19 protein-coding genes are annotated in these 20,308 nt (G+C 68.4%); 3 read left to right on the top strand and 16 right to left on the bottom strand.

The window, feature by feature from the left end; translation table 11 throughout:
- The 6 genes from K368_RS0119870 to K368_RS25170 form a co-directional block, all read right to left on the bottom strand.
- The gene (locus K368_RS0119870; protein ID WP_027173862.1) at positions 1-1,074 is read right to left on the bottom strand and encodes an ABC transporter substrate-binding protein; all 1,074 of its coding nucleotides are present in this window, start codon (positions 1,072-1,074) and stop codon (positions 1-3) included.
- 70 nt (positions 1,075-1,144) lie between these two features.
- A complete protein-coding gene (locus K368_RS0119865) occupies positions 1,145-1,429 on the bottom strand; it encodes a hypothetical protein (RefSeq protein WP_245259627.1) in 285 nt (94 codons plus the stop codon).
- A 257-nt stretch (positions 1,430-1,686) separates the two neighbouring features.
- Positions 1,687-4,779, bottom strand: a complete 3,093-nt coding sequence (locus tag K368_RS0119860) for an efflux RND transporter permease subunit (protein ID WP_027173860.1) — start codon at positions 4,777-4,779, stop codon at positions 1,687-1,689.
- A 50-nt stretch (positions 4,780-4,829) separates the two neighbouring features.
- Entirely contained in the window at positions 4,830-6,062 is a 1,233-nt protein-coding gene (locus K368_RS0119855; RefSeq protein WP_027173859.1) for an efflux RND transporter periplasmic adaptor subunit, read from the bottom strand.
- Positions 6,062-6,742: a TetR/AcrR family transcriptional regulator gene (locus tag K368_RS0119850; RefSeq protein ID WP_027173858.1), complete on the bottom strand. Its 681-nt coding sequence runs from the start codon at positions 6,740-6,742 to the stop codon at positions 6,062-6,064. Before K368_RS0119850 ends, K368_RS0119855 begins: the two co-directional genes overlap by 1 nt.
- Complete coding sequence (locus tag K368_RS25170; protein ID WP_036266538.1) at positions 6,739-7,017, bottom strand: hypothetical protein; 279 nt, start codon at positions 7,015-7,017, stop codon at positions 6,739-6,741. The genes K368_RS0119850 and K368_RS25170 overlap by 4 nt, the downstream gene beginning before the upstream one ends.
- Before the next feature lie 62 nt (positions 7,018-7,079).
- Between K368_RS25170 and K368_RS0119840 the strand changes: the two genes are divergently transcribed.
- Complete coding sequence (locus tag K368_RS0119840) at positions 7,080-7,589, top strand: hypothetical protein (RefSeq protein WP_245259626.1); 510 nt, start codon at positions 7,080-7,082, stop codon at positions 7,587-7,589.
- 398 nt (positions 7,590-7,987) lie between these two features.
- Here K368_RS0119840 and K368_RS0119835 read toward each other — a convergent pair whose 3' ends face one another.
- From K368_RS0119835 to K368_RS0119790, 10 genes are all read right to left on the bottom strand, one after another.
- Positions 7,988-8,386 (bottom strand): hypothetical protein, encoded by a 399-nt coding sequence (locus K368_RS0119835; RefSeq protein WP_027173856.1) that lies wholly within the window; start codon positions 8,384-8,386, stop codon positions 7,988-7,990.
- A gap of 190 nt (positions 8,387-8,576) precedes the next feature.
- Positions 8,577-9,446 (bottom strand): transporter, encoded by an 870-nt coding sequence (locus tag K368_RS0119830; protein WP_027173855.1) that lies wholly within the window; start codon positions 9,444-9,446, stop codon positions 8,577-8,579.
- A gap of 347 nt (positions 9,447-9,793) precedes the next feature.
- A complete protein-coding gene (locus K368_RS25165; RefSeq protein ID WP_036266533.1) occupies positions 9,794-11,374 on the bottom strand; it encodes a cytochrome c in 1,581 nt (526 codons plus the stop codon).
- A 46-nt stretch (positions 11,375-11,420) separates the two neighbouring features.
- Positions 11,421-11,759 (bottom strand): hypothetical protein, encoded by a 339-nt coding sequence (locus K368_RS0119820; RefSeq protein WP_051440104.1) that lies wholly within the window; start codon positions 11,757-11,759, stop codon positions 11,421-11,423.
- A gap of 17 nt (positions 11,760-11,776) precedes the next feature.
- Entirely contained in the window at positions 11,777-12,298 is a 522-nt protein-coding gene (locus K368_RS0119815) for a TspO/MBR family protein (RefSeq protein WP_027173853.1), read from the bottom strand.
- Complete coding sequence (locus tag K368_RS0119810) at positions 12,295-13,479, bottom strand: geranylgeranyl diphosphate reductase (protein WP_027173852.1); 1,185 nt, start codon at positions 13,477-13,479, stop codon at positions 12,295-12,297. Before K368_RS0119810 ends, K368_RS0119815 begins: the two co-directional genes overlap by 4 nt.
- Before the next feature lie 10 nt (positions 13,480-13,489).
- On the bottom strand, positions 13,490-14,827 hold the full coding sequence (locus K368_RS25160) for a BCD family MFS transporter (protein ID WP_036266531.1): 1,338 nt from the start codon (positions 14,825-14,827) through the stop codon (positions 13,490-13,492).
- The gene (gene chlG, locus K368_RS0119800) at positions 14,827-15,750 is read right to left on the bottom strand and encodes a chlorophyll synthase ChlG (protein ID WP_051439937.1); all 924 of its coding nucleotides are present in this window, start codon (positions 15,748-15,750) and stop codon (positions 14,827-14,829) included. The genes K368_RS25160 and chlG overlap by 1 nt, the downstream gene beginning before the upstream one ends.
- 103 nt (positions 15,751-15,853) lie before the next feature.
- Positions 15,854-17,296, bottom strand: coding sequence for a transcriptional regulator PpsR (gene ppsR, locus K368_RS0119795; RefSeq protein WP_051439936.1), 1,443 nt, complete (start codon positions 17,294-17,296; stop codon positions 15,854-15,856).
- Positions 17,297-17,331: 35 nt separating this feature from the next.
- A complete protein-coding gene (locus tag K368_RS0119790) occupies positions 17,332-18,075 on the bottom strand; it encodes a cobalamin-dependent protein (RefSeq protein WP_027173849.1) in 744 nt (247 codons plus the stop codon).
- A gap of 444 nt (positions 18,076-18,519) precedes the next feature.
- Between K368_RS0119790 and bchF the strand changes: the two genes are divergently transcribed.
- Together bchF and K368_RS0119780 are read left to right on the top strand one after the other, a co-directional pair.
- Positions 18,520-19,026 (top strand): 2-vinyl bacteriochlorophyllide hydratase, encoded by a 507-nt coding sequence (gene bchF, locus K368_RS0119785; RefSeq protein ID WP_027173848.1) that lies wholly within the window; start codon positions 18,520-18,522, stop codon positions 19,024-19,026.
- Positions 19,023-20,306, top strand: coding sequence for a ferredoxin:protochlorophyllide reductase (ATP-dependent) subunit N (locus tag K368_RS0119780; RefSeq protein WP_027173847.1), 1,284 nt, complete (start codon positions 19,023-19,025; stop codon positions 20,304-20,306). The genes bchF and K368_RS0119780 overlap by 4 nt, the downstream gene beginning before the upstream one ends.
- Positions 20,307-20,308: the final 2 nt, after the last annotated feature.

Here is a 20,308-nt window from a genome sequence, read left to right as displayed (position 1 = left end):
TCAGCTCAGCACGTCGGCATAGACCCGGTCGGCGAATTTCGCCGTGTCGGTGGAGCGGCGGATCACGTTCACGCGCTTCAGTTCGTCGCCGTAGAGGGCGATTTCCTGCTTGAGGGTGACGCCCACGGGTCGGTGATCGTGGGTATGGCTGCGCAGCATCGCCGCCAGATCCTCCACCGAGCCCTTGCCGCCGTAAGTCGAGAAGATGCCGGCGGCGTCCAGCGGATCGGTGGCGACGCGGTGCCCGCCCTGGAGGATGGCGCGGGTGAGGGCGGTGGCCACCGCCCGGTCGTTGCGGATCAGGCTGCCGCGCAGGGCCACGACGCAGCAGGAGCGCGTGGCGAAGATGCCCGTCAGATTGGTAGCGACTTCCGTGAAGCGCGGGTCCCTGAGCCAGATGAAGGTACGCGGGTCGGCATCGGCCAGGGCCTGGGCCTCGCCCTTCTCCACGGCGAGGTTGAGGAGATCGGCCGGGTACTGCCGCCACTCCACCTCCCGGTCGGGATCGATGCCGGCATCGGACAGCAACAGGGCGAAGAAGTTCTTGGCCGGGCTGGCATGGTCGCTGATGGCGATGGTCTTGCCCTTCAGGGAGGCGATGTCGCTGATGCCGGCAGATTTCGCGCCGAGCAGCCTCAGGCAGCCGCCATGGAGGCCGGCGGTGATCTTGACGTCGAAGCCTTGTTCGAGAGGCTTCAGCCAGCGCAGGGCCATGCCGATCCCGGCATCGGCCTTGCCGGTGGCGATGGCCTCCAGCAGGGCTTCCGTGGACCCACCGAAATTGATGAACTCCACGTCGAGCCCGTGAGCGGCGAAAATTCCGCGCTCCTTGGCAACGGGGGCGGCGGCCGTGCAGACGGCGTTGGCGTTCCAGGCGAGCTTGATGGGCCGGAGCGGACCGCTCCACGCCTCGGTGGCCGCCGCCGGCGCGCAGAGAGGACCGGGATCGAAGGGCGCGGCAGGGCCGGGAACCCAGGCACGCCCCGCCGTCGCGGTAAGGCCGAGGGGCAGAGCGGCCGCGACGGTTGCGCCCGCTCTCAGCAGGCGGCGTCGGGACAGCAGGTCGTCGGTCATGGTCGTCTCCAGGGCCGCGAGCGGCCCGCCTTCATGGATCAATGGAAGGTCGGGGAGGCCCGGCGGCGGGTCAGGCCGGGGCGTAGCTGAGATAGGCGACCATCATCTCGGCCACCGCGCGATGGGCGTAGTCGGAGACGCTCTCGCCGCCATCGACCGGGAAGGCCTCGACAACGCGGCGGCCGCCCAGCACTTCGGACAGCTCCTCGGGCATCAGCCCGTTCTCAATGGCAGCCTCCACCGCCGCCCTGCCATAGGCGCGGCGAAAGTGCCTCGGCGCGATGGCGCCGCCTAAAGCCCATGCGGGGCCGGCCCCAACCGCCTCAAATCGCGTGTCGTGATAACCCATGACCATCAACCCTATTCGTCATAATCGTCCCATGATGAGCTCCGCCGAAATCGGCGAGACACGCATGACGGCAACGACTGTGCTTGAGGTTGAGGCTCTTCATTTCGCCCTCGCGTCGGCAACGGGCCGATAGACGTGTTGACAAGCCGGACTATAGGCGAGGGCGTGCGAAATGTGCTTCCAAATGTCCCGCGATCGGCAGGCCGGAGACCTCGCCCGACGCATGGTTGGGGAAAGTTCCTGATCCCGGCTCCGCCGCCACGTCAGCGGGCGGCGCTCGGGGTGGGGCCGGGTACCGCCTCGTCGCGGGCGCCGACGAAGCGGCCGAACAGGCGCCTAATGAACTTGCCGAGGCTGTCGATCAGCAGGAATACGGCCGGTACGAAGACCAGGGACAGCAGGGTCGAGACGATGAGGCCGGAGATCACCGCCACCGCCATCGGCGCGCGGAACTCGCCGCCGACACCGAGCGCCAGTGCCGAGGGGACCATGCCGGCCGCCATGGCGATGGTGGTCATCACGATGGGGCGCGCCCGCTTGCGGCCGGCATCGACGATGGCGGTGACCCGGTCGACGCCCCGCGCCATCTCCTCGACTGCGAAGTCCACCAGCATGATCGCGTTCTTCGTCACCAGCCCCATCAGCATGAGGATGCCGATGACCACGGGCATAGAGATCGGCATGTTGAGGATGAGGAGACCGAGGATCGCCCCGCCGATGGAGAGGGGCAGGGAGAACAGGATGGTGAGCGGCTGCAGGAAGTTGCCGAACAGCAGCACCAGCACGGCATAGACCATCATGATCCCGGCGCCCATGGCGAGGAGGAAGCCCGAGAAGACCTCACCCATGATCTCGGCGTCCCCGGTCTGGCGGATTGTGACGCCCGGCGGCAGCGACTTCGCGGTCGGCGTCTCCAGAGCCTGCGCGATGAGGGAGCCCAAAGCGTCGGAGCCCTCCATGTTGGCCTCCACCGCCACGCGGATCACGCGGTCGTAGCGCTCGATGGCGCCAGGGCCCTGGTCGAGCTCGATATCGGCCACGGCGGCGAGCGGCACGGCGGTGCCGTTCTTGGCCGGAACCTTGAGGTTCTCCAGGCGCGAGACCGCGCCCCTTGCGCTCTCGGGCAACTGCACCCGGATCGGTATCTGGCGGTCGGCGGCGTTGAACTTGGCGAGATTCAGGCCGATGTCGCCGATGGTGCCGACCCGCACCGTCTCGGCGATGGTGTCGGTGGAGACGCCGAGATCGGCGGCCGAGCCCTCCTTGGGGCGTATACGAACCTCCGTACGGTTGAGGGGAGCGGTGGACATCACCGAGACGAGGTGGGGGATCGCCGCCATGTCGCGCTGGAGGCGAGCGGCCACCTCAGCTACCACCTCGGCATCGGCGCCGCCGACCACAAGAGCGAGATCGCGCTGGCCGGAATCCCGCAGAAACCAAGAGCGGATGTCGGGCTCCTCGGCGATAAGGGCGGAAATGTCGGTCTCCACGGTCGCTTGCTTTTTCGCGCGGCTGTTCTTTGGGGTGAGGTTGACGATGAGGGTGGCGAGCCGCGTCTCCTTCTTGCCGCCGACCTGGCGTCCGCCATCGACGAAGACCGAGGTGACTTCCGGCAGGGAGCGGATGCGGGCGACGAGGCGGTCGGCCACGGCGATCGTGTCGGGGAGCCGGGCGCCGGGGGCGAGTTCAACCATGAACAGGGTGCGGGCATTGTCCTGCTTCGGCACGAAGCCCGAAGGCAACAGGCCGGTGGAGGCCAACGACGCGGCGAAGAGCGCGAGACCGACGATCAGCGTGATCACCCGGTGGCGCACGGACCAGCCCACCAACCGGCCATAGGCGCGCATCACCCATCCCTCACGCTCATCGTGGTGGCCGTGGTCGCGCAGGAAGTAGGCGGCGAGCATCGGCGTGATCAGCCGCGCCACCAGCAGGGACATGAACACCGAGACGGCGATGGTGAGCCCGAACTGCATGAAGTAACGGCCAGCGATGCCGCCCATGAATGAAACCGGAGCGAAGACCGCGATGAGGGTCGCGGTGATGGCGATGACGGCGAGCCCGATCTCGTCGGCGCCTTCGAGGGCGGCGCGGTAGGCGGATTTCCCCATCCGCATGTGGCGGACGATGTTCTCGATCTCGACGATGGCGTCGTCCACCAGAATGCCGGTGACGAGGGTGATGGCGAGAAGGCTGATACCATTGAGGGTGAAACCCATCGCGTCCATGGCCCAGAAGGTCGGGAAGACCGAGAGCGGCAGGGCGACGGCGGCGATGAGGGTGGCGCGCCAGTCGCGCAGGAACAGGAACACCACGATGACGGCGAGCACGGCGCCCTCGATCAGCGTGTGCATGGCGGAATCGTAGCTGCCGATAGTGGCCGAGACCGAGGAATCGATCGTTTCGAAGTCGAGGTCGGGATAGGTCTGGCGGAACTCCGCGATCCGCTTCTCGACGGCCGCCGCCACCTCGGCGTCGCTGGCACCCGAACCGCGCGACACCGCGAAGGCCACCACCGGCTCGCCGTTGAAGCGAGCGAAGGTGCGCGGCTCCTCGATCGCGTCCTGTACCAGAGCCAGATCGTCAAGGCGGACCTTGCGGCCGCCGGCGAGGACGATGGAGGTCGCCTTGAGATCGCGCACGGTGCGCGAAGCAGCGAGCGTCCGGATCGACTGCTCGCGCCCGCCGACCTCGCCGCGCCCGCCCGCCATGTCGGCGGAGGTGAGGCGCAGCTGGCGGTTGACCTCCGCAGCGGTGATGCCCAGGGCCAGGAGGCGGTCTGGCTGAAGCACCACCCGCATCTCGCGGGCGACACCGCCCACCCGCTCGACGCCGCCGACGCCTTTCACCCCCTGGAGGGTGCGGGCGATCTTGTCCTCCACCAGCCAGGACAGCTCGGCGGGGGTCATAGCCGGCGCCTTCACACCGTAGATCAGGATCGGCAAGCCGGCGATCTCCACGCGGCTGATCACCGGCTCGTCGATGGTGCGGGGCAGGTTGATGCGGATCTTGGAAACCGCGTCCTTCACGTCATTGACGGCGCGGTCGGTGTTCACCTCGAGGCGGAACTCCACCGTGGTGACGGACGAGCCCTCGGTGATGGCGGAGGTGATGTGCTTCACCCCGCGCACGCCGGCGATCGAGTCCTCGACCCACTTCGTCACCTGGGTCTGCAGCTCGGAGGGCGCCGCCCCCGACTGGGTGATCGCAACGGAGACGATGGGAACGTCGATATTGGGCATCCGCGTGACCGGTAGCCCACGGAAGCTGACGAGGCCGAGCACGATCAGGACGAGGAACAGGACCAGCGGGCCGATCGGCTTGCGTATCGCCCAGGCGGAGATGTTGAGGCGCATCGCGGCAACCCGTTCTGATGGTGCGGAAGGGGAGGAAGGCGGGATAAGCCCTAGGGCTGGCCCGCCTCCGCGGTCTCCTTGGGTGAGGGAACGGTCACCATGGCCGGTGCCGGTAACGCGACGGGGACGGCGCGGACCCGGTCGCCGTCGCGCAGGAAGCTGCCGGCGCGCGCGACCACGGCCTCGCCCTCGGCGAGACCGGCCCGGATCTCGATGTCGTTATCGTCGGAGAGGCCGGCGCGGACCTCGCGCGCCTCCACCACCCCATCCGTCACCACGAGGACGCTGCTGCGCTTCGGCCCGCCGTAGAGGACGGAGGCCTGGGGCACGGTCACGCCGCGCGTCCGGGCGATCTCGATAGCGCCGCGGGCGAAAGTGCCGATGCGCAGGAGCGGATCGGGGTCGAGCCGGACCCGGACCTTGCCGAGGCGGCTCGCTTTGTCGACTTCCGGATAGACCGCGCGCACGCTGCCCCGCACCCGCTCGCCATTGGGGAGCTCCATCGAGGCGGGCGTGCCCTCGCGCAGCAGAGGCAGCTTGGTTTCGATGACCTCGCCTTCTAGCTCGATCTCCCCGCGGGCAATCAGCCGGAACAGGGGCTCGGCGGAGGACGTGGCGGCCATGCCCACACGGGCGACGCGGCGGCTGACGATCCCGGCCTCCGGCGCGCGGATGTCGGTGCGGGCGAGACGCAGGTCGAGTTCGTCGCGCAAGGCCTTCGCCTGGGCGAGTTCGGCCCTGGCGATGACGAGGCCGTTGCGGGCGAAGGCAAGCTTGCCTTCGGCTTGGCGCAGGGTGGAGGTCCGCCCCTCCATGATCACCGCCGTGCCATTGCCGCTCTGCATGAGCTGCTTTGCCCGGTCGTGGGAGAGGCGCGCCTCCATCTCGGCGGCTTCCGCCTGCTCGATGCTGCTCTGAGCCTGAGGCACGACGGCGGCGGCCTTGGCGACGAGGGCGTTCTGCTGGGCGATCTGGCGGTCGATCAGGTCGCGCGAGAGTCGTGCCAGAACCTGACCGCTCTCCACGCGCATCCCCTCTTCGACCAGGACTTCGGTGACCCGATAGCCTTCGATCTCGGGGGTCACCAGGATTTCATCGCGGGGGACGAGGGTTCCAGTGACGACGACCTGCTCGACGATCTCGCGGCGCCGGGCCTCGACGGTGCTCACCGCCGGCGCCAACCTGACCGGGGCCGGCGCGACCTCGGCGAAGGACGTCCCCGACGGCAGGCCGAGGACGAAGACGAGGATCGCGGGACGGACGACCTTGAGGACGGCACTCATCAGCTGCTCTCCAGGACGGGGCGGGATGGAAGACAGAGAGAGGTGGGAAGGGTACCGGATCCTGATTCGAGCGAGACCGCCGGCGGCCGTCCCGCCAACCCTGCCTCGATCAAGGCGCACAGATGTGCCACGGCCGGGGCCGGATCGAAGGCCGGCCGCAGGGCTAGGTTGACGAGAATGCCCTTCATCAGCGGGTTCAGCGTCTCGTCGTAGAGGGTAGCAGCATCGCAGGCCCGCGAGGTGGCCAGGGACGAGAGGGTCTCGACGAACCAGAGGCGGGCCTCGGTCTCCCCCCGATCGATCATGGCGGCGATGTCGGGATTGCGGGTGGCCTCGGACCAGAGATCGACGCGTAGGACCGCGCTCTCGCGGGTCGCCCGGGCGAAGTAGCGTTCGAGGATGCTCATCAGGGCGCCGCGGCGATCGCCGACCCGCTCCATCTCCTCGACGAGGGTCATGCCATGCCCACGCTCACGCTCGGCGAGCCCGAGCACCACAGCCTCCTTCGACTTGAAGTAGTGATAGATATTGCCAGCCGTCATGCCGGCCTGACGCGCGAGGTCCTGCATCGTCGTGCGATGGAAGCCATTCCGTACGAAGCAGGTCTCGGCGGCATCGAGGATGTCCTGGCGCCGGGCCGAGGGGCCGGACCTGCCTTCAATGGCGGCACCGACGCTCACGACGCCGACCTGCCGTCCGCGCCGTCTAGATGGGTCGTCCCGCAGGACCGTGCCTGCCAGGACCTGGACTGCTCGGCGTGATCGGCGCAGACCCGCGCCTGCCAGCCGTCGGAGCCCGCACCGGTCCACCCCAGGAAGGCGAGCCAACCGGCCAGTATCAGCAGTCCCGGAAATAAGGTGGACGGCCGGCAGGCGAAGCGGACTGACCTCAGAACGCGCCCGGCATCCCAGCCGCGCGGCGCATCGACATCGTCATACCAACCGAATTCGCCCATCGCGACCTCCTATCCCGCATGTCTATTGAACGTTCATTCATCTGTCAATGAACGACCGTTCAATGGCTCTGGCGGCGTGTGCGATGGACCACCTCGACAGGAAAGGCGATGCGCCTACTTTACTGGCCATGCATTTCTTCATCCTGACCGCTACCGTACTCTCACTCTCAGTCCTGTCTGCCCGCGCAGATTCCTGCGGTGATCTCATCGACAGCATCGTGGCCGGGACGAAGGCTACCCTCGTCAACCGCACCGTCGATTTCGCCGAGATGTCGGCTACAGATGGTATGACTCTGACCCTCGCCTGCGGCGATCCCTCCGCGGTGGGGGTACAGTTCAAGGGCGAGACGCCGGGTGATGCCTATTATGGTCTGTTCGGCCGGGCCGGGCGGATTGCCACCGGCATCGGAGCCGATTTAATCGAGGCTGCCGCGCGCCGCGCCCGCGAGCAGGCAGTCGTTACCCGTCACAGTCATGCCGACGCGGCGACAGCCCTCGTCACCTGCTCGGTGATCAACGGAAGCCGCGGACCAATGACCGGCTGCGCCGTGGTGGACAAGCGGGACCGCTGAGAGAGCCCCGCCCTGGCCGGAGGGGATGCCGGCGCGTCGATGCCGGGCTCACGCCAACTCCATGCCCCCGATCGATCCATGCCCCTGGCTCGGTGCTTCGACAGGGTCGAGCCTTCGAAAAACTTGAACGAAAGATCCGCCTCAGCGCGAGCCCAGTTTGTGTCCCTAGGCGCGGTGTAGCTTGGTAAAGACCACCACGATCACCGGCTCGGGCCGGGAGGATCAGCCTGCCAGGGTCGGCAGGCTGACGGGGGATCATCGCCGATCGAGAACGATGCTTTATCGGATCATTTAGCGCGAGCGCTCTCGCTGGCCCGCTCGTCGTTCCGGCCCCGGCGGGAGCGCGCCGACGAGCCTGCCTCCGCGGGTTGTGAGAACCCCGGTTTCGCGGTGAGAAATCAGGCCGAGACACCTGCGGAGGAATCGAACAGGAAATCGTCGGCGGCCGGGACCGTGACGGACAGGCCCGAGCCGTAGGCGGCCTTCGACAGGCGCCACGGGCGATCGACCTGGGCACGGATGGCCTCGGACGGACGCAGGCGCCGCAATGCCCCGTCCTCTCCAAGTTCCTCCACGGTGAGAAAGCCGTAGACCTGCAGGCGGGCGGCGATCAGCTTGGTCTCGCGGTCGCCGGCCGCGACCGCGAGCGTCCCGCTGGCGTAGACCGCATCCATGAGCGCGCGCTGGTCCACCCGTCTCGCGGCAAGGGAGGGCGAGACGACCAGAGCCTTGGGCTGGGGTCTGCCGGGACGCCGGAAGGGAACCACGTTGTCGATCGCCGTGTGAACGCTACGCATACACCGTTACCCTTGAAACCACGCGTGGGGACCAGCGGACGCCGCTGCGGCCCCGACGACCGCTAGGTTTCGACGAGTCGGATTAATGGGCAGTTTACGGTAACCCCCGGACCTGTCTCGAAGGTACCTCTCTTCCCGCGGCGCGGGGCGACGAGAGCCACTCCATCTTCCCGCCCCTCGTGACGATGCCCTACCGCAGGGATTGCCGCCCGCTCAGTGGGATCGAGGGCGCCGCCGAGTTGGTGCTCTCCTTGTAGATCGGCAGGATCAATCGCAGCCAGCCGCGGGTCTCGCGGCCACCGTAACTGCGCTCGGCCACGTCCCGCGTGACGTAGGCCTGCACGTTCACCGGCCCGAAATTGTAGCCGACAAGGCCACCCACCGCGATCTGGCCCTGGCGTTGATAGCCGGGGAAACGCGTGGGCAGATCGGTAGAGGCAAAGGCCACCGGACCGACCTCCCATTTGCCGAACTTCTTCGTCGCAGTGAGATCGAGGTTGATATAGTCGGGATAAACCACGCCCTGCGCCGTCACCGGATCGACGAAGATCCCATAGAGAAGGTTGGCGGTCAGGTTGAAGCCGTTGCCGCTATAGGTCGCGGCGAAACGGTGGCTCAGTGACGCGTTCTGGGTCAGGAAGCCCGTCTCGATTGGCAGGTATCCGCCGAAGAGATAGCTCACCCCTACATCGTTGCCGAGATTCCAGGCAAGCTGGGCGGCGAGCAGGGGCTGGCCGATGCCGCTCTGGTAGGGCGCGCCGCGCGGGCTCGAGGCCACGACCGGCTGGATCGCCGCGAAGTTGAGCCGCGCGCCCAGCAGGTTCCACGGTGTCGCCCAAAGGAAAGTGGGAAGGTTGATGTTCGATTCGGAATCGAGCGGCCGGGTGTCGCGGACGCCGAAGCTCGACGTGTTGACGAAGTAGAGGCCGACGGGAAGCTGGGCGCCGACGGGAAGGCCGACCGTCTGCCCAGGCTGCGCCGCCGAACCGGCCTGGGCCGGCCCGGAGGCGATGGTCGTCAGGCCGAGGCCGAGGCCGACGCAGAGGGTGACACCGAGCATGGAGGTTGCGTGTCGGAAACCGTAAATCATCCAGTGCCTCTTCCGAGAGCGCGACAGGGAAAGCGCCGCATTCGAGCAAGCTCTCCTTCATCGACGCACCAGCACCTGATCCCATTCCCTCCGTCCTTCAATCGAAGCGGCGCTGTCACCCAAAGGTCACATTAGTATAGCTCGTGTTTCGCCGACCAAGTCAATGAAGTATAAAACTGTCAGCCACTATTTGATATTTCAATATCACTGTTTGTATTATCGTCTGCGGCGACTTAAACTTATGTGTCAATGAAAATTATCGACGGCAGGCCTGCAGTCTCCACCTGGCCGATGCGGGCAACGTCGTCCCGTATCAATTACGGCGTCGGCGCGGCGCTGGCGGGGGCCGGCAGTGCGGCTCGCTTCTCAGGGTTCCTGATTTGGCTGTAGACGACGCTGGAAAAGCTTCCGATCACTGCGTGCCAGCCGGGCTTGCCGTAGGCCGGGTCATCGCGGGCGGCTTGGCAGAACGCTGTGGTCAGTCCGTTGACGATGTCATCGTCCTTAGCGCCACCGGCCGCGGCCTTCACCTTGGGAAGCAGAGCGTCGACGACCGGAATAAAGTTCTCCTGCGCCAACCCCTTCAGGCTCGTCGCGGCGCCTGCGTCGGCGATGGCTTTGGCCACGTCCGGTTGTGCGATCACGGCGCAGGATGCCGTTCCCGCCAGCATGGTCTGGGTGGCGGCGCGGGCGGTGCCGACGATGCCGCGCTGGGCGATGACGGGGGCGTTGTTGCCCCAGGCGTTGCGGATGTAATCGGTCACGTCGGCGACCTCCTGATCGGTCATGCCCGCCCCCACCGCCGGCATCGGCGCGTAGCCGTTCTGGGCGGCGAGCCCGCCGAGGATGACGCGGATCACCGTCTCCGGGCCTTCCGCCTGGACGGAAGTGTTGCCGGCGAGCGCCGGGATCGCCCCCTCGACGCCCTTGCCGTCCGGCTTGTGGCAGGAGGAGCAGTAGCTGAGATAGGTCGCCGCTCCCGGCGCATCGGCCTGGTTAAACGCCTGAATATCCTTGACTTTATAGCTCTCTTTTGCCTTCTGCGTCCGCAGATAGGCGACCATCGCCCTCAGGTCGGCATCGGTCAGCTTGGAGAGGGATTCCTCGATGGTCTGGCGCATCGGCCCGGCGGCGACGCCCGGTCGGTTGCCCGGTGCTGTGCCGGTTTTGAGGTATTCGACCACTTGATCGTCGGTCCAGGCGCCGATGCCGGTGTGGTCGTCGGGGGTGATATTGGGGGCGTACCAACCGTCGATGACGCCGCCGCCGAGTTTTCCGGCGAGTCCGCTGTTTCCGACGATCTTGTTGGCGTTGTGGCACATGCCGCAATGGCCGAGCCCCTCCACGAGGTAGCCGCCGCGATTGACCTCGGCGCTGGCATTCGGATCCGGCTTGAATTCGCCGGCGGTGAAGAACGCGGTGCGCCAGGTGATGAGCGCAGTGCGAATATTGAACGGGAACGGGATCTCGGAAGGCTTGCGCGGCTCCTTCACCGGTTCGAGGGAGCGCAGATAAGCAAAGATCGCGTCGGAATCGTCACGGGTGACTTTGGTGTACCAGGCAAAGGGAAAGGCCGGGTAGAGGTAGCTGCCCTCGTTGTCGATGCCCTCGTGCAGGGCGCGGTAGAAGTCGTCGGCGGTCCATTTGCCGAGCCCGGTCTCGTCGTCCGGTGTGAGATTCGGGGTGCGGATCTTCCCGATCGGCGTGTTCAGGACGTAGTTCCCCGCGAACGGTTTGCCGCCCGGCGCGGAATGGCAGGCGACGCAATCGCCCGCCGTCGCCAAGTATTCCCCCCGCTTGATCTGTTCCGCATCTTGGGCCGAGGCTTGGGAGGAGATACCGGTCGCGGCGGCGATGAGACCGGCCGAACCGAGCAGGAGGGCAGATATGCGACGCATGAAGCCGGTTCTCCACTCATGAAACCCAAGATGGGACAGCTGTCGTTCAGGCACGCTTCGTGACCGGTCTGCCCGGTTGGCGAAGGTCGGGCATGGCCGGATCGGATGCGCCACGCGACCCCCCGAACAAGCGCCACGCGACCTCCCCTAGATGCGCCATCAGCGAGGCGAAAAGGCAGAGCGCCACCACCGTCCAATCCGAGCCGATCAGCGCGGCGCGGACCGCCAGCATCAGCGCCGCGCCCGAGGCGAGGTTGCAGAAAAGGGGCGGAAGGAGCGGGCGATCTCCACCATGAAGACGCCATGCCACGAGGGCGGCGGCCTCCAGGGCCACGAGACCGAGGATCACGTCGATGATCCGCCCGGAGGCGAACAAGGCCGCCATGGTCGCCCCATCCGGAATCATGCCCGGCTCCCGATACTGCGAGCGGGGCGGGCCTCACCGAACGGCCCGTTCAGCCGCACGATCGCCCGGTTGAGCAGCGTCGCCACGCTGACCCAGGCGAGGTAGGGCGCGAGCAGGAGCGCCGCGATCCCCGAGACCTGGGCCGTCACCGCGATCAGCGCCACGATGGAGAGCCATAGGGCTATCACCTCGAGATAGGCCCAGTCCGGACGGCGCAGGCGGAAGAAGATGCCGCTCCAGGCGATGTTGAGGACGAGGTTGACGCCGTAGGCGGCCAGCAATGCGCCGCGCGCCGAGGTTCCGGCATCCGCGTGCCAGGCGATCACGGCGGAGATCGCCGTGAGGGTGAAGATCGTGGTCCACACCGGGCCGAAGGCCCAGTCCGGCGGCTTCCAGGACGGACGTCGCAGGGATTGATACCAAGGGCCGGTCGTCGTCAGGAGCCCGCCGGCCAGGGCGGTGACGAGGGCCGCCCCCGCCGCGACCACCACCGGGCCGGTCTCGAACCCGGCGATCACGGGGAGACCCAACGGAACAGGTGCGCCAGATCCTTGAAGAAGATCCGCACATGGGCGGCGGGCTTTGCCCGGACCAGCTCCTTGTTCATGTAGGAATCCCAGGTGAGCTGCTGGACGTCCTTGTCCTTGCAGATCGAGACGAAACGCTCGCGCAGGGCATCGTTGCGGTACCAGACCCACTGCATCATCCGCAGGATCAGGAAGACCCGGCCGTGCAGGCGCATGAAACGGCGCCGGGCAAGGGCCAGGGAGGCGGCCTTGCCGGTGGCGAGGAAGGTGTCGGCCGCCTCCGCCGCCAGCCGACCGCCGAGCATGGCATAGTAGATGCCCTCGCCCGAGGCCGGGGCGACGATGCCGGCGGCGTCGCCGGTGAGGAGCACGTCGCGGCCATTGTCCCAGCGCCTCAGGGGTTTCAGCGGCAGCGGCGCGCCTTCGCGGCGCAGGGTCTCCCCGGCATCGAGGCCAGTGGAGGCGCGCAGGGAGCGGATCGCCCCACGCAGGGAAAAGCCCTTGCGGGCGCTGCCGGTGCCGATGCTGATCGTGTCGCCGTGGGGGAAGACCCAGGCGTAGAAATCCGGCGAGAGCTTGCCCTGGTAGTAGACGTCGCAGCGCGTCCCCTCGACGTCGCCGCTCCCATCCGACGGCCGCCGAACGATCTCATGATAGGCGAAGACCTGTTTCATCGCCGCGTGGCCGGGAATCTCGGCCCGCCCGACCACGGAACTCGCGCCGTCCGCGCCGATGACGAGGCGCGTCCGGACCCGGTACTCCGCGTCGCCGGCGCGGTAATGCACCACCGCCCCGCCGTCATCGTCGCGGACGATGCGGGTGAAGCTGCCGGGGCGATGGTCGGCTCCGGCCAGGGCCGCGCGGTCGCGCAGCCAGGGGTCGAAATGCTCGCGGTCGACCATGCCGACGAAACCGTCGCCGATTGGCATGTCCACCCGCTTGTCCTTGGGCGAGACCATCCGCGCCGAGCGCACGCGGGCGACGAGCAGATGGTCGGGAATCGCGAAGTCGCGGATCAGGCGCGGGGGTATCGCGCCGCCGCAGGGCTTGATCCGGCCCGGCTTGTCGAGGAGCAGGACGCGGCGCCCCATCCGGGCGAGATCGGTGGCGGCGGTGGCCCCGGCCGGGCCGCCCCCTACCACCACGACGTCGAAGGTCTCCGGCTCCGGCATGGGACTTACCTCAGCGATAACGGGGTTGAAGCACGGGCCGTCGCGGGCGGACAGCACGGCGCAGCAGCGTGGCGCTCGCGTGCTCGATCCTGAGAGCGAGGAGGGCTCCCACGAGGAACAGGGCCGCCTCGGCCAGGAACACAGCGGCATAGGCATGGACCGGCTCGGGGCTGACGAGGCGGGCGAGGTCCACTGCCATGGTGCCGAGGAAGCCGCCAGCCCCGAAGGCGACGCCCTGGGCCGCGCCCCAGACCCCCATCCGGGTGCCGCGCTCGGCCTCGCCGCCGGCCCCCGCCAGGCCCATCATCGAGCCGATGGCGGCCACGGCGAACATGCCGTTGAACAGGCCGAGGGCGAAGACCGCGACGCGCAGGGGGAAGTCCGGCCCGACGAGTCCGCCGCCGGCGATCGCCGCCAGCGCCAGGGCCGAACCGGCGCAACCGGTGGCGGTCCACAACTTCAGCGAACCGAGATACGGGCCGCCGATCCCCATGGTGAGGCCGGCCACCGTGAGCATGCCGGCGAGCACGCCGCCATGCTGCAGGCCCGAAAGCTTGGTGGTGACGCCGGGCGTCATCGCGAAGACGAGGCCGGCGAAGGGTTCGAGGATGAGCTCCTGCGCGCTGTAGGCCAGCATCGCCACGAAGATGAAGACGGTGAAGCGGCGCGAGGCCGGCTCGGACCAGACCCGAGCCAGCACCTCGCGGAACGGCCGCTTCGGGGCGCCCTCCGCATGGCCAGAAGGCGCCCGCTCCGGCTCGATGCCGCTGACCGCGAGCACGGCCAGGAGGAAGGCGAGGAGCGAGACCGTCCCCGACACGGCCACCAGCCGGGCGCCGGAGAACGGATCGAGGAAATGTCCGGCGATCGGCGCGGTGATGGCGAAGCCCGCGATCATCATCACCCAGACGATGGTGGCCGCAGCCCCCCGGCGGCGTGCCTCGACGCCGCCCGCCAGGAGCACGAGGAGGGAGGTGCCCGCAGCACCCGCCCCCATGCCCACGGTGAGGAAGGACAGGATCGCGAGGGCGATGCCGGCGGAGAGATGGGTTTCCATGAGGGCGGTGGCCGCCGCCGCGCCGAAGCCGCCGAGGCAGAGCGCGGCCATGCCGCCGACGATCCAGGGTGTGCGCCGCCCGCCCACATCCGAGCCGTAGCCCCAGCGCGGGCGCAGGACCTGCACGGCGTAATGGAGGGTCACGAGGGCGCCGGGAATCATCGCCGGCAGAGCGAGTTCCACCACCATGATCCGGTTGAGGGTCGAGGTCATGAGGACGACCACGGCGCCGAGCGCCGTCTGCACGAGGCCGAGGCGGACGATGGCGATCCAGCCCATGGTCGACGCCATCACACGGCTCCCTGGTGCGCGAGGGCCCTCACGGCAAAGGCCGCCACCAGCATGCCCAGCACGTAGAGGGTGGTGCCGGTGCCGTTGTACCAGGCGGCCTTCTCGCGGGGGCTCTGGAGCAGGGGCACCATCAGGACGAGCTGCACCATGAGGAGGAGCCCGATCATGGTCGCGTGCCAGGGCCGGTCCCAGGCGGAGAGACAGAGGATGACGACCACCTGCGGCAGCGCCATCACCAGGCAGGCGAGGCGGGCCGCCCAATCCGTCCCCAACTGAACCGGCAGCGAGGCGAGGCCCATGCGCCGGTCCCCCTCCACCGACTTGAAGTCGTTGAGGGTCATGATGCCGTGGGCGCCGAGGGAATAGAGCAGGGCCAGGATCAGGACGCGGCCGTCCGGCAGCGCCCCGGCCATCACGGCAGCACCGGTGAACCACGGCAGGCCTTCGTAGCAGAGCCCCACCGCGGCGTTGCCCCACCAGCCGTTCTGCTTCAGCCGCAGGGGCGGCGCGCTGTAGACCCAGGCGAGGATGAGCCCGAACATGGCCGCCCCGAGGATCCAGGGGCCGAGGACCGCCGCCACGAGGAGCGAAAGCCCGGTCCAGGCCAGGGCGACGTAGAGGCCGGAGCGCCCCGGCATGCGGCCGGACGGAATTGGCCGATTCGGCTCGTTGATCGCGTCGACATGGCGGTCATACCAATCGTTGGCCGCTTGGGAGGTGGCGCAGACCAGAGGGCCGGCCAGGACGATCCCGGCGACGATGACCGGCCAGTGCCCGCTCGCCGGCACCCCGGAGGACACCACCCCGCAGGCGAAGGCCCACATCGGCGCGAACCAGGTGATCGGCTTCAACAGCTCCAGCAAGGCGCTGGGGGCGGGCAGTCCGCGAATGGCGGAAGGAGCGGGGGAAACCGACGTTGCCATGACGTCGAAGCTAGGTTCCGACGCCGCCACGTGTCAAGTTTGATTTACACGTAGACCGACAAACAAAGGCGACAGTCGGACGCAGGCTGCCCGCGGTCGAGACTCATTCGTCGGCCACATCCGGCCCGTCGAGGTCGCCGATCCCGTAGCGGCGCAGCTTGGCGTAAAGCCCCTGCCGGCTGAGGCCCAGCATCTCGGCGGCCGAGGCGCGGTTATCGCGGGTGATGCGCAGGGCGGCCTCGATACAGAGGCGCTCGATCAGGTCCGTCGATTCGCGCACCAGGTTCTTCATGGAGACCCGTCCGACCAGCTCGGTCATCTGCTCGACGGACCGCGGCAGCTCCCGGCCGCCGGGGGCGGCGGCGGTGCGGCGGGGGGTCGAGCGGACGGTGAAGCCGAGGCAGGGCTGACCGCCGCCGGGGACCGAGACGGCGGCGACCTCGACCTCTTCCACCACCCCGTACTCGCCGCGCAGGCTCGTAGCGTAGTGGCGCACGGAGCCGTGGTGGCCGAGGGTCGAGAACAGGGCGGCGGCCTCGGTCTCGTCGCGGCCGAGCCAGCGGTCGAGGGGTTCACCGCGCACCTGCTCCTCGGTGGCGAGCTGCACAAGATCGAGGAAGGCGGCGTTGGCCGCGAGGATGCGCCGCTGCGGATCGGTGACGACGAAGCCCTCCGGCAGGCTCTGGATCACGTCGAGGGCCGAGGCCCCCGCCCGGCTCGGGGGAACCGCGTCGGTTGGCTCCGCCGACAGCCGCAGCAGGGCGCTGGTGGCGTTCTCCTGCCGGAACAGCGAGGCGGCGACGCGGGTCTCGCCGCGCCCGTTGCCGAGACGGGCGACGAGGTCGCCCGCCTGTCCGGTCACGCGCAGGCCGGCGAAGAGCGATTCGAGCTCGCGGGTACTGCCCGCATCGAACAGGTCCACCACGTCCTGACCGATGATGCGCTTCTCCACGCGGCCGATAAGGCGGGCGGCGGCCGGGTTCACCTCGGTGACCCGGCGCGTGGCGGCATCCACCACCAGGACCGGCTCGCCGGCGAGCTGGAACAGCAGGCGGTAGCGGGTCTCGGCGCCGCGCAGGCGCAGGTAGTCGCGCTCCAGCGCCTGCTGGGTCTCGGCGAGCTTGCGCTGCAGCGCCGCCATCGCGCGCAGATTGCGGCCGATGACGATGACCGGGCCGCCGGTCTCCAGGCGCAGGGCCGAGTAGCGCACCGGCAAGTCGATGCCGGTGGCGGAGGGATGGTTCACCTGGCGCCAGCGCGTGACCGCGCCGGGGGCCGCGTCACGCAGGAGGGCGGCGATCTTGGGCCGGCTCTCGACGGTGACGGTGTCCACCCAGAGCTGGCCGAGCCAGGTCTCGCAGCCCTCGTCGGTGAAGTCGGCATTGCCGAAGGCCGCGTCGCGGATGACCCCGTCCGCGTCGATGATCAACGCGAGGTCCGTCGCCGCGGCGACGAGGAGCCCGGCCGCCTCCGCATCAAGGGGACCGAGGGTTTTGCGAAGCGCTGCGAACGTTTCCGCCGCTGCAGGGAGTGCCAGACTGGTCAAGGATCACCACGATGTGACGACGTCGAGCCGGTCTTTCAGCAGGGTCTGGCCCGCGGATCAAGCAAGCTCTCGGCGATGGAAATGGCGACACGGGCATCGCTCGCCGTCGCGTCAGCGCCGACGAGAACCGAATGATCGGGGTTTTCGGTGAAGATCGGCCCGCCGACCATGACACGGACCGACGGATTGCGCGAGGCGCGCCGAAGCTCGGCCACCATGCGCGCGAGGGCCGGAAGGAGGGTTTCGGACCCGAGCGACACCCCGATCACGTCGAACCAGCCCGTGCGGGCGGTCCGGATCGGGTCGGGATGGAGCTCGTGCGCCGCGCTCGTGACGTCCCATCCGGCATCGAGAAAGAAGCGCTCGATGAGGGAGAGGCCGAAGCTGTGCGTCTCGCCCGGGCAGGCCATCAGGAAGATGCTGCGCCCGTGCGGATCCGGTGCCGGCTCCGAGCGGAACCGGGCGGTGAGGTCGTGCATGATGCGCTGGAGGCGCCCCATGGCGATGGTGAGCTCCGCGAAATCGCAGAGATCCTCCTCCCACAGGTGGCCGAGATGGCGTGCCGTGGGGGCGAGGAGGTCGAGGAGCAGGCTGTCGAGGGCGAGGCCGTCCTCGATAAGGACGACGATCCGGCTCTCCACATCCTCGCAATCGGGCGCGAGCACCAGGGCGGCGAATTCGGCGATCTGGTCCGGCGTCGGCAGGATGCCGGGGCGCTCCGAGCGCGGGTCGGCCCGATGGGCCAGCATCAACCGCGGAATGATCTCGGCTTCGACCACGCTGGCGAGATCGCGGTCCCAGGTCCGGCCCCGATCCTGAAACGGTCGATCGGGATATAATGCATTATTACGTCGCAGATGGACTTCGCTGGACGACCTCTCAAACATCGAGGCCGCCCGAAGCGAACTGACGTCATCCATTGGAACCTCCCAATGTTGCTGACGGCTTCTTGATCCAGCTCGATCTTGAGTGTCGAACTTCGCATCATCGACTTGCGAATGCCTTTGACGCTGCTTGTGACGCGAAAATTGTTACAAGCGGGCCTTGACGACGACGATACCGCTTACCAACGATTTGGCAATCCTATCACTCACATTATTATGCATCAAATCTGTAAAATGAAAACGACGTAAAGCTAGCTTGACACTCTTCCGGCGGGTTCCTAACCTCCCTCTCAACGGGCCACCGACCATGCGGGGCCGGGTCGAGACGGGGTGGAGCCGATGCCTGCAAGAGGAGGCCAGCCGAGACGACCTCTCTATTCGCCGGCCGAGCGCGCCCGGCGCGACGCCTCCGCCTGGACCCTGGTGCAGGGCATCCTCGCGCCGCTGCAGTTCCTGGTCTTCCTCGTCAGCCTCGGCCTCGTCCTGCGGACATTGGCGACGGGGGAGGGCGCGTCGGCTGCCAACGCCTCCATCGTGGTCAAGACCCTCGTCCTCTACGCGATCATGGTCACGGGCTCGATCTGGGAGAAGGACGTCTTCGGGCGCTACCTGTTCGCCCCGTCCTTCTATTGGGAGGACATGGTCAGCATGCTCGTGCTGGCCCTCCACACCGCCTATCTCGCGGCGCTCGCCACAAGCGCCCTCGACACGACGGGGCTGATGCTCCTGGCCCTGGCGGCCTACGCCTCCTACGCCGTCAACGCCGCGCAGTTCCTGCTGAAGCTGCGGGCCGCGCGGCTGCAGGCGTCGCCCCGCGGGACCCTCTCCACGGAGGGCGCACGATGAATGCCCACGCTCCCCTCACCGCGTTCGAGAGCGAACGCGGACTTGAGATCCGGCAGGAACGCGGCCAGCGGGCGGTGTTCTGCGGGCTCACCGGCATCGTCTGGCTTCACCGCAAGATCCAGGACGCCTTCTTCCTCGTGGTGGGTTCCCGCACCTGCGCGCATCTCATCCAATCGGCGGCCGGGGTGATGATCTTCGCCGAGCCGCGCTTCGCCACCGCCATCATGGACGAGCGCGACCTCGCCGGCCTCGCCGACATGAACGACGAACTCGACGCGGTGGTGGGCCGCCTCGTGGCGCGCCGGCCCGAGATCAAGCTCCTGTTCCTGGTGGGGTCGTGCCCCTCGGAAGTGATCAAGCTCGACCTGTCGCGCGCCGCCCAGAGGCTGTCGCGCAGCCTCGCGCCCGACGTGCGGGTGCTGAGCTATTCCGGCAGCGGCATCGAGACCACCTTCACGCAAGGGGAGGATGCCTGCCTCGCCTCCCTCGTGCCCGAGATGCCGGCCGAGGCGGCGCAGGCCGAGCCCGCGCTCCTCGTGGTCGGGGCCCTCGCCGACGTGGTCGAGGACCAGTTCGCCCGGATCTTCTCGGAGATGGGAATCGGCCCCGTGCGGTTCCTGCCCGCGCGCCGGGCCGGCGCGATGCCCCCGGTGGGACCGAACACCCGCTACCTCCTGGCCCAGCCCTTCCTGACGGAGGCGGCGCGGGTCCTGGACGAGCGCGGCGCCACGCGCCTTTCCGCGCCGTTCCCCCTCGGCGCGGAGGGCACCACGGGCTGGCTCAGGGCGGCGGCGGATGCGTTCGGCGTGGGGGCCGAGCGGTTCGCGACCGCCACGGCGCCGGGACTGCGCCGGGCCGAGCAGGCGCTCGCCCCCTACCGGGCGATGCTGGCGCAGCGCCGGATCTTCTTCTTCCCCGATTCGCAGCTGGAGATCCCCCTGGCGCGCTTCCTCTCGCGGGAGATGGGCGCCGAACTGGTGGAAGTCGGCACCCCCTACCTCCATCGCGGGCATCTCGATCGCGAAATGGCCCTGCTGCCGCGCGGCACCCGGATCGTGGAGGGGCAGAGCCTCGACGACCAGATGGACCGCTGCCGGCAGGCCCGCCCCGACCTCACCGTCTGCGGGCTCGGCCTCGCCAACCCGCTGGAGGCGGAAGGGCTCGCGACCAAATGGTCGATCGAGCTGCTGTTCACCCCGATCCAGGGCTACGACCAGGCCGGCGACCTCGCCGAGCTGTTCGCGCGCCCCCTCGTCCGCCGTACCCGGCTGGAGGTGTAGCC

The sequence above is a fragment of the Methylobacterium sp. 10 genome (genome assembly GCF_000519085.1).
Lineage (GTDB): Bacteria > Pseudomonadota > Alphaproteobacteria > Rhizobiales > Beijerinckiaceae > Methylobacterium.
This window is presented reverse-complemented; position numbering and strand designations above follow the sequence as displayed.